The sequence below is a fragment of the Actinomadura sp. 9N215 genome (assembly GCF_044326345.1).
In the GTDB taxonomy this organism is placed as follows: Bacteria; Actinomycetota; Actinomycetes; order Streptosporangiales; family Streptosporangiaceae; genus Spirillospora.
In genome coordinates, this window is record NZ_JBIRBA010000051.1 from 24297 (window position 1) to 32791 (window position 8495).

Genomic DNA, 8495 nt, shown 5'->3' on the forward strand with positions numbered 1-8495 from the left:
TGTCTCCATTCGCTCTACCCCCCTCCCACGTTCCTGATGTTGAGCGGGGAGTGTGGTAGCCCCATCGATTGGTGCTTGGGGCCACAGCTGGTGCGGCCTTGCAGGTGGCGCGTGAGATGCCGTGTGCCGGTCACCCGTCGAGAGTGCAGGCACCCGGCTCTTGCCATCGGATTCGTGGCTGCCCAGTTCCTCCATTCACTGCTTGTCGCGGTCGCCGGATACCTCCTTTTCATGGTCGAGATATAGCATTCGCGTCCGGACCTTTGTATTCTGTTCCGGTGGTCGCCGGTGTTCTGCTCTCCGAGGCCGAGGACGCTTACGGCGAGAGGCCGACACGCCATCACCCAGGCATATCCGCTGTTCTGATAGGAGGAAGGGGCTCCTGCGCTCCGGGAGGACAGGTATGTCGGTATTCTTTTTTTGGCGGCCATGAAGATGGTCGGGGATATTTGGTGGGCCTGGCCGTGGCCTATGTAGATAGGATGAGGAGCTGTTCTCGTCTGGCCGCCTTGATGCCCAAGACGGCGACGAGCGTCGCCACCTATCTGCCTGAGACCGATGGGGAGAGCGACGATTGCGACAGCTATGAGAAAGGCCATCGGCCCCTTCATCGCCGTCAGCGGTGCTGGATCTCGCATCCTGTCCTCCTGTTCTGGGGATGGGAGTGAGTGAGGGACCGCTTCTCGGCCCCCTTCACTGCCTAGATGGCGTGGACTGCTACATCGTGGGTCACTGGGACACCACCCGTCGCCTCAGACGATCAGGTCCAGGACGCTGAGGTAACGGGACACCTCTTCGGGTTGACGTAACGTCCCAACCCGACCGCCGCCAGGGGCCCACCGCGCGGGCCGCCGTGACCTGGACGAATCAGCCGGACTTGCGGTGTGTGCCACAGCCGTTAACGGCCCCCCGAGTTGGTGAACGTTCCGTCCGGTCTGTAATGGAGATCAGGCGAATGACGGTGTCTGGCTTCTGGGAAGAACAAACGTTCCGTTCCGGCCCGTACACGATGAAGACCAAGCGAACGACGGTGTCTGACTTCCGGGAAGACCGGTTGTCGTCAGCCAGCAACCTGGCCGGTTTCGTTCGGTTGCTGCTCAAGCCCCGCCTCAACGCTGATCACCGTTCCAGCCTGGCCCACCACTAGAGCCCGGCCGCTGGCATCGCCGCACCTGGCCTCGGTTCGCGCGGCAGCCGGTGGTGCTCGGCTCGTGGGCGTGGTGGCGGCACGGCCGCCGGCGAGCGGCGCGGGCCGCCCACACGGTGACGGCCGAGTTGAGCGCGGCCACCGTCAAGGGCACGGCGATGTGTGCGAGGAGCGCTGTCATGCGCGCAAAGAGGTACGGCGCCGATAGTGCACATCAGGCGACATTGTTTGGCATCTCGGTGCGGCGCGGGGGGCACACCACGCGTCGGAAAACGATGGTTTCCAACAGCCGCGGATCTTGAGGGCGCACCCCGTCCAAAAATCACCACAAAACAGACATGATCATGTCGTAAAACGTGTCGCGGAGTCGCGGTGTTCAACAACGAAGTGTCGGACCCATTCTCTACGGTCGAGGTCATGGACTCCTCGCTCGCCCCTGCCGCTTCCGGCGCGCTCATTGGCTACGCCCGGGTCTCGACCCGTGACCAGCACCTGGATCGGCATCTTGCCGCGCTGAAGACGGCGGGCTGCGTGAGGATCTTTGCTGAGAAGGGGTCCGGCAGGGACGCCAGTGGCCGGCCCGAGCTGCAGGCGTGCCTGGACTACCTGCGTCCGGGGGACACCCTGGTTGTCCCGTCCCTGGACCGGCTCGCCCGCAGCCTCAAGGACCTGATCGAGATCGTCGGCGAACTGAACAGCCGCGGCGTGAAGTTCCACTCGCTGGCCGAGGCGATCGACACCAGCACCCCGGCGGGCGAGTTCCAGATGCACGTGTTCGCCGCGCTGGCGGAGTTTGTCCGCAAGCTGATCGTGGCGGGCACCCGTGACGGCCTGGCGGCCGCGCGGGCCCGTGGGCAGCGGTTGGGGCGGCCGCCGGCGATGGACGCTGATCAGGTCCGGCGGGCGCGGGCGCTGTTGGAGCGGCCGGAGGAGAGCGTGACTTCGATCGCGCGGCTGCTGGGGGTCTCGCGTTCCACGCTCTACAAGTACGTCCCCGAAGCTGCGGGCCGTGCTCGTGCCATCGAGGAGCCTGCCGGGTAGGGGTGCCGTTAACGGTCGTGTCATACGCCGCAAGTCCGGCGATGGTCTGCCTGTTGGGGCGCGGCTTCCCTCATGAGGTCTGCTGGCTCGGCTCCGCGCGGTAGCCCATGGAGATTGGCGACCGGTCAGGGGTGCCTCCCCGGAGGGAAAGTCGCTGCTTTGAAGACTAGCTATGTAGAGTACGAGCACTGTAGGTCAGGGTGGAAGGCGTGAGCATGACCCCCCAGGAGCGGCAGGCCGTGCGTGCGGCGGTGGCCTCGTTCGCCTCCGCCGTCATCCCAGCGGCGGACGCGGCGGCGCGGGCAGCGAACGCGGTGCGCGAGGCGTACTCAGCGCGTGTGCCGGCCGCGGCGGCCGCGGCGGCCGTGATGGCGGCGAGGAACGCGGCGACGAACGCGACGAACGCGACGAACGCGGCGAACGCGGCGGCGACCGCGGCGAACGTGGTGAGGAACGCGGCGACGAACGCGGCGAACGCGACGAACGCGGCGGCGACCGCGGCGAACGTGGCGAGGAACGCGGCGGACGCGGCGGCGTCCGCGGCGACGAACGCGGCGGTGCACGCAGTGCTCGCGGCGGACGGGGCGTCGAACGCGGCGGACGCGGTGAACGTGGCGAACTCGGCGGAGTTGGTGGCGGCGCTGTCGAGGGCGGGGCGTGCGGCGGTGGCGGCGCTACGGGCCTGTGAGCGGGTCTTCGCCCGGATGCCGCCGGTGCCGGCGGCCACGGCGGGGGCGACGGCCCGGGGAGGGTTGCGGGGGCTGGGGCGGGTGTCGCGGCGGCTGGTGGGAGCGGCGGTGGTGGTGCTGCCGGCGGCCGAGCGGGCGCGGTTCGGGGAGGAGTGGGTGTCCCTGCTTGTCGAGCTGCCCACCCGCCGGGCCCGGGCGCGGCAGCTGTGCTCGCTGCTGGGAGGGGCGCCGCGGCAGAGCTGGGTGCTGCGCCGTCCGCGGACGGGGCGGGCATGAGCTGCGGGCCGGCCCGCAGCCCGTGGCCCGGGGACGCATAGCAGGGGACCGGGCCCGGCGGCGCCGGGCGAGGCCACGGCAGGGAAGGGGTGTGTGATGTGCGCGCAGACCGGCGAGGGCCGCAGGGACCGGCGCGGGGTGTTCGTCCCGGCCGAGGTGCTGGTGGCGTCCGGGAGCGTGGCGTCCGGGGTGGTGCTGGCGGCGCTGTACCCGGCGTTCGGGTTGCCGATCGGGGTGGGTGCCGCGGTGATCGGGCTGCTGTACGGGATCTACCACAACACCCGCCAGCGCTCCGCCCCGCCACCGGATCCCGGCACCCCGCCCGCCGTCCCGCCGGGCGACGCGCCATGAGCGGGATTGATCAACGAAGGAGGTGAGCGGCGTGGCTAAGGGCCCGCGGATGACGCTGCAGACGCAGATGGTGCTGCGCCAGGCGTTGCTGGAGCCGGGGCGCGAGTGGTACGGGCTGGAGATGGTGCAGGCCACCGGGCTGCCATCGGGCACGGTGTATCCGATCATCACCCGGCTGGAGCAGTGCGGGTGGATCGCCTCCCAGTGGGAGGACCCGGCCGAGCACGAAGCCGGCGGGCGCCCGCGGCGCCGCTACTACCAGCTCACCCAGGACGGTATCGAGGCCGCCCGGCTCGCGCTGGCCAAGGCGCACCAGAGCCGCACCGCCGCGCCCGTCCCCTGGGGCAGCCTGCGCCCCGGCACCCCCGGAGCCACAAAGTGCCGATGACCTGCGGTAACAAGTGAAACGTTCGTACGTGAATGTACCCAGACAGATTGCAATGTGGGTATGGTTAGCGTCTGACGGCCAAGATGTACGCCCCGATTACTCGGCGTGATCGGCCGTGAACGCGCAAGAGGCCCCCACCCTGTTGGAGCTTGCCGGCTATCCGGGTGGGGGCCTCTCCCGCTCGCTAGGAGCGGAAATGCGCCGCGATCACCTCCCAGAGCGGCCTCACGACGATCACCGCGGCCGCCTTGATTGCCTCAAGGACGATGCGGATCCGCCAGTACCAACCTGGGGGGGTCTGCGGTTCCTGCTTCCCCATCGGGGAGCCTCCTCGCTCCGGCCCAGAAAAGCGGCCGGCGCCTCGCCGGACCATCCGGCATATGCACGCATGGTTCGGAGCGGAGACAGAGAGCACGTTACCGGGTCTCAACAACATGTGACGGCACTGATCGTGTTTCCCCTGGTCAGACCCCATATATAGGTCGATGCGGGCGGCCGGTCAGAAAGCACATGTATGTATTTTTTCATGCCGGGTAGATCCAGGCCCCTGCTCCACCTCTACGGCGAATCCGGTCGGACGGGCGCCGCGGACAACGTCGACGCGCGTACGTCTCGGCGGGAACCGGGCGGCCTGGGCGGGCGTCTACCGTCCGGGAGAACCTGTCTGACGGAAGGGGCTGGCGTGCCGTCTGGGAGCCGCCGGGACCGCGCCGCCGCGGCGCTGCTCGCGGTGTGGGTGGCGGTGCTGTCCACGCTGGCCGGCTACACCGAAACCGCAGACCAGCGCCTCGCCGCGCTCATGCTGAACGCTGGTCAGCCGCCGTGGGGGAGTGGGGTGGTGCCCCACGGTGGTTCGCTGGTCCGAGCGGTGAGCCACATGAGCGCATGCTGTACACCGACCGCGAAGTTCTGCCCGTGCCGGTGTGGCCGGCGACGCTCGGCCACGTCGAGCGCGGCCACCTCTTCGTGGTAGAGCTGGACGCCGCTGGGCGGGAACTGGTCTGCGGCCTCATCGGTGATGGGGCCGGTTGGCTCCACGCCGGTGGCCCACTCGATCGCCGCGAGGACCCCGGCGCCGAACTGCGTTGACACCGGGCTTGCGGTCGGCTGCTGGTACTCGGCCTGGACGAGTTCGTACATGGAGACCACGGCGTTCCGCGTCCGGATGATCCCCATCTCGGTCCAGGCTGCACGTTCACGGTGGGTCAGGGTCTCGCCCGGCTGTTGGGCGTCCAGGCGCTCACGCAGCGCGGCCGTTTCGTCGTCGGTGAGCGGCGTGGTATCCGGCCGGGGCGCGTCGGCGAACGCGGCGTCCAGCTCGGCGAGCGAGCAGGGGACCGGTGGCCGGTTCTCCGCTCCACTGTTCATGCGTTCACGGTAGCGCGCGCCCGTGGCGGCGCCGCTGATCGTGGCCGGGACGGGTCAGAGGCCCAGCCCATCGTCACGGCTTGGTGGCTCCGGAGGCCGGGGTGGCTCCGGCCTGCGCTCTGCACGTTCTTGCCCTCCCTCGGCGGCGCGGGCTTGGGCGTGTTGGAGAGCGTCGCGTACTCCCATCGGGAAGGCGTCGGCGGCGACCTCGGCCGCGGTGCGCTCCTTGCTGCGGCTTTCGAGTTTGGCGCGCTCGGCCTCGGTGCGTTCCTGCTCGCGTTCCTGGGCGCGGTCCAGCTCCTCGCGTTCGCGTTCGTGCTGGGCGCGCTCGGCCTCCTCGCGCTCCTTGCGGGTGCCGGCGATCGCCGCGGCGGCTTCGGGGTTGCGCGTGGAGGAGAGTCGCATGGTGAAGCACGCCGAACTCCCGGCCGGGCCGTTGCTGGACGACTCGCTCGGCGGCGACCCCCTCGCCGCCGAGCCCGCGCTGACCGGCGCGCTGATCGGGTACGCGCGGGTGTCGACCGGCGCGCAGCGCCTGGACCGGCAGCTTCACGCGCTGGAGACGGCCGGGTGCGCGCGGATCTTCGCTGACAAGAAGTCCGGCAAGGACGCCGAGCGTGAGGAACTGTGGAAGGCGCTGGACTACATGCGGCCCGGCGACACGCTCGTGGTGCCGTCCCTGGACCGCCTCGGCCGCTCTCTGCAGGACCTGATCGCGATCGTGGCCGGGCTGCGCAAGCGCGGCATCGGGTTCCGGTCACTGCACGAGGCGATCGACACCACCACCCCCGGCGGCCGCCTGGTCTTCCACGTGTTCGCCGCCCTCGCCGAGTTCATCCGCGAGCTGATCGTCCAGGGCACCAACGAGGGCCTGGCCGCCGCCCGCGCCCGCGGGCAGCGCCTCGGCCGCCCGCCGGCGCTCACCCCGGAGCAGATCCGCCAGGCCCGCGCCCTGCTCACCCGGCCGGACGAGTCGGTGTCCTCCATCGCCCGGCTGTTGGGCGTCAGCCGCTCCACGCTCTACAAGCACGTCCCCGAGATCAAGAGCAGGCCCCGAGCCGTGGTGCCCGGAGAGCTCTCCGGGGGGCTCTCTGCGGCCGCGGATGGCACATCCGGCGATGGCCTATCCGCAGATGGCCCGGAGGACCCGGCGGAGAGTTCAGCGGAGAGCCCGGAGGGCGGGGAGGGCACGGAGGGGTCCGGCCGCGCGGCCGGGGACCGGATGGAGACCGCGGAGGCGGACGAGGAGCGGCGGTGGCGGCGGGCGCTCAAGCCGATCGCCGCCGCGGTCGCCGGTGCCGAGGGGTACCGGGCGCGGTCTGGCCGGATGGGTGGCGGCGGTATCACGTGGTCGCGGCGGACGGGGAGCGGATCGGATACGCCGAGCAGGGCGGCGCGTCCAGCGCGCACGCCTGGCAGGCCCACACCCGGGAGGGGCGTGTGCTGCAGGGCAGGCTGCCCACCCGGGCCAGGGCCGTCGCCGAGCTGGTGCGGCGGCACCGCGAGCGCACCCCCGCCACCGACAGCCCGGCGCCGGGCCTTCAGGGCTGGCGGCTCACCCAGACGCTGGATGAGCAGGACCGGCACCGCTACCGGCTGATCGCCCCGGACGGCCGCGCCGCCGGCACCGTGGAGCGCCACGACTGGGGAGGCCGACCGCACTGGCAGGCGACCGGCGGCGATCCCGCCGACCACGCCGCGCTGCGCTGGCCCGTCACGCCCTTCGCGGGCGAACCCGACACGATCGCCGACCAGGACGCCTGGCGGACCCGCGCGGCCGCCGTCCAGGCCCTGGCCGACAACCACGATCCCGACCTTGCCCCCGACTGACCTCGGCCCTTCCGAGATTTCGGTCACCGGTGCCCGGCGTGGGCCTGGCCGTCATCGCCAGCCGCAAAGTAGATCGATAACCGCAGGTCACGCGGAGTGCATGCCGTCCGGTCACGGTGCGGGCTCCGGTCACGGTCTTCGCCAGCGACTCCGCCGCGATCGCCGATTGACGTCCCGCCCAGTGTTGCGCGACGTCACGACGAGCACGCACAGGCCCAGCATGCCCACGCCGATCAACAACGACATCGATACCCAAAGCACATCGCACTCTCCCCGGACGCGGCGGCCGCTCTGACCGCCCTCTTCGATTCTGCGTCCCAAGCGCCGCCCCGCCCGTAGGGGGCGGCGCTTCACCGCCTCTGCCGTCCGATCCGCCCGGCGGGTAGTCGCGTACCCCGGCCTTCGGGAACACCGGTACAGCCGTTGGCGGTACCGGCCGGTCAATCGGTGCTGGTGCTCGTGCTGTCCGCTGGCCGAGAAGTTCCGAAAAGAGCGAGCGGATCAGGCGAGAATTACTCCGCCGGGACCAACACTGAACCCTCCACCGGTGCAGTCCTTCATGCAGTCGTCCTTCGCCACGCTGCACGCCCACGCGCAGGCGACCGCCCCGAGCACCCCGACGCCGGTGGCCGCGAGGGCAGCGCAATAGAGTAGGCACGCCAGGTCGAAGGCTTGACACTCACGGCAGGTGTGCGCCCCGCCGCCGAATCCGCCGCCACCGCCACCACGTTGGGCCATGACCACCGGACCCAGAGGCTGCTGGCCCGTGCCCGCTCCGCCGCATCCGCCGCATCCGCCAGGAGTCTGCGGCATTGCGCTTGCCTGCGGTCGGCCGATCAGCGACCTGCAATAACGGCACTTGATGGCCTCTGGTTGGATCGACTCCTTGCAGAACGGGCAGGCACCCCCATGTCCGGGCCCCTCGGCCTCAAGCATGGAGCCGCAGTAGCGGCACTTTACCGCCTCTGCCCGAATGGACTCCTTGCAGTAGGGGCAGTCCTTCATCTCTGCGGTGCCGTCGCCATCGCTCATCGCCGAAGTCCTTACCTTAGGGCTCGTTAAGCATCCTCCTGAGAAGCGACTGGTTCCACCCCGGCGGCAGGAAGGTGGGGGCCGATTCTGGCTCACAGATGGGACCTTTTCCGCGCCGCGGGCACCCGCGAGAGTCGGTCGGCGAGAGACCGGCCGGCACGCCCTGGGCTTCATCGTCGACAGTCGCCGACGGTGACTTCCATGTGTCCCTGGTCGGCACCGTCACCGACGTCGAACTGGACACCGAGCTCCGCACCCTTACCGGGTTCTCATAGGCCCAGCTACGAGGTGTTCCCCGAGCCTGAGGACGAGAGGCGCCACCGGAGTCGTGGCCAGCCTTGCCCCTGCGACCTGAACCCGGACGATTGGATCT

Annotated in this window: 11 protein-coding genes and 1 pseudogene; 7 read left to right on the forward strand and 5 right to left on the reverse strand. The window is 70.2% G+C overall.

The features are described 5' to 3' along the window. Positions 1-955 precede the first annotated feature (955 nt). Both ACH34T_RS43370 and ACH34T_RS43375 read left to right on the forward strand, forming a co-directional pair. Entirely contained in the window at positions 956-1147 is a 192-nt protein-coding gene (locus tag ACH34T_RS43370; protein ID WP_396026862.1) for a hypothetical protein, read from the forward strand. A gap of 372 nt (positions 1148-1519) precedes the next feature. After that, the gene (locus ACH34T_RS43375) at positions 1520-2188 is read left to right on the forward strand and encodes a recombinase family protein (RefSeq protein WP_396026863.1); all 669 of its coding nucleotides are present in this window, start codon (positions 1520-1522) and stop codon (positions 2186-2188) included. Between the two features lie 166 nt (positions 2189-2354). Here ACH34T_RS43375 and ACH34T_RS43380 read toward each other — a convergent pair whose 3' ends face one another. Then, entirely contained in the window at positions 2355-2915 is a 561-nt protein-coding gene (locus tag ACH34T_RS43380) for a hypothetical protein (protein ID WP_396026864.1), read from the reverse strand. 25 nt (positions 2916-2940) lie between these two features. Here ACH34T_RS43380 and ACH34T_RS43385 point away from each other — a divergent pair, with 25 nt between their 5' ends. The 3 genes from ACH34T_RS43385 (at position 2941) to ACH34T_RS43395 (ending at position 3892) form a co-directional block, all read left to right on the forward strand. Beyond that, positions 2941-3153: a hypothetical protein gene (locus ACH34T_RS43385; protein WP_396026865.1), complete on the forward strand. Its 213-nt coding sequence runs from the start codon at positions 2941-2943 to the stop codon at positions 3151-3153. A gap of 96 nt (positions 3154-3249) precedes the next feature. After that, a complete protein-coding gene (locus ACH34T_RS43390) occupies positions 3250-3504 on the forward strand; it encodes a hypothetical protein (protein ID WP_396026866.1) in 255 nt (84 codons plus the stop codon). Between the two features lie 49 nt (positions 3505-3553). Next, positions 3554-3892 (forward strand): PadR family transcriptional regulator, encoded by a 339-nt coding sequence (locus tag ACH34T_RS43395; protein ID WP_396026867.1) that lies wholly within the window; start codon positions 3554-3556, stop codon positions 3890-3892. Between the two features lie 184 nt (positions 3893-4076). Here the strand turns inward: ACH34T_RS43395 and ACH34T_RS43400 are convergent, their stop codons facing one another. The 3 genes from ACH34T_RS43400 to ACH34T_RS43410 form a co-directional block, all read right to left on the reverse strand. Beyond that, a complete protein-coding gene (locus ACH34T_RS43400; protein ID WP_396026868.1) occupies positions 4077-4211 on the reverse strand; it encodes a hypothetical protein in 135 nt (44 codons plus the stop codon). Between the two features lie 494 nt (positions 4212-4705). Continuing rightward, entirely contained in the window at positions 4706-5260 is a 555-nt protein-coding gene (locus tag ACH34T_RS43405; RefSeq protein WP_396026869.1) for a hypothetical protein, read from the reverse strand. Positions 5261-5314: 54 nt separating this feature from the next. Next, positions 5315-5665, reverse strand: a complete 351-nt coding sequence (locus ACH34T_RS43410; protein WP_396026870.1) for a hypothetical protein — start codon at positions 5663-5665, stop codon at positions 5315-5317. Here ACH34T_RS43410 and ACH34T_RS43415 point away from each other — a divergent pair. Next, positions 5664-6305: pseudogene (locus tag ACH34T_RS43415) on the forward strand (recombinase family protein); the annotation flags it as partial. The gene ACH34T_RS43410 and the pseudogene ACH34T_RS43415 sit on opposite strands and share 2 nt — an antisense overlap. A gap of 584 nt (positions 6306-6889) precedes the next feature. Further along, the gene (locus ACH34T_RS43420; protein WP_396026871.1) at positions 6890-7090 is read left to right on the forward strand and encodes a hypothetical protein; all 201 of its coding nucleotides are present in this window, start codon (positions 6890-6892) and stop codon (positions 7088-7090) included. A gap of 501 nt (positions 7091-7591) precedes the next feature. On the opposite strand, the gene ACH34T_RS43425 is transcribed toward ACH34T_RS43420, so the two are convergent. Further along, positions 7592-8122, reverse strand: coding sequence for a zinc ribbon domain-containing protein (locus tag ACH34T_RS43425; RefSeq protein ID WP_396026872.1), 531 nt, complete (start codon positions 8120-8122; stop codon positions 7592-7594). Positions 8123-8495: the final 373 nt, after the last annotated feature.

Bases quoted from the DNA above. Each gene is read 5' to 3' on its own strand.
- ACH34T_RS43410 (WP_396026870.1), bottom strand. From the start codon at position 5,665: ATGCGACTCTCCTCCACGCGCAACCCCGAAGCCGCCGCGGCGATCGCC.
- ACH34T_RS43390 (WP_396026866.1), top strand. From the start codon at position 3,250: ATGTGCGCGCAGACCGGCGAGGGCCGCAGGGACCGGCGCGGGGTGTTC.
- ACH34T_RS43405 (WP_396026869.1), bottom strand. From the start codon at position 5,260: ATGAACAGTGGAGCGGAGAACCGGCCACCGGTCCCCTGCTCGCTCGCC.
- ACH34T_RS43395 (WP_396026867.1), top strand. From the start codon at position 3,554: ATGACGCTGCAGACGCAGATGGTGCTGCGCCAGGCGTTGCTGGAGCCG.
- ACH34T_RS43400 (WP_396026868.1), bottom strand. From the start codon at position 4,211: ATGGGGAAGCAGGAACCGCAGACCCCCCCAGGTTGGTACTGGCGGATC.
- ACH34T_RS43425 (WP_396026872.1), bottom strand. From the start codon at position 8,122: ATGAGCGATGGCGACGGCACCGCAGAGATGAAGGACTGCCCCTACTGC.
- ACH34T_RS43370 (WP_396026862.1), top strand. From the start codon at position 956: ATGACGGTGTCTGGCTTCTGGGAAGAACAAACGTTCCGTTCCGGCCCG.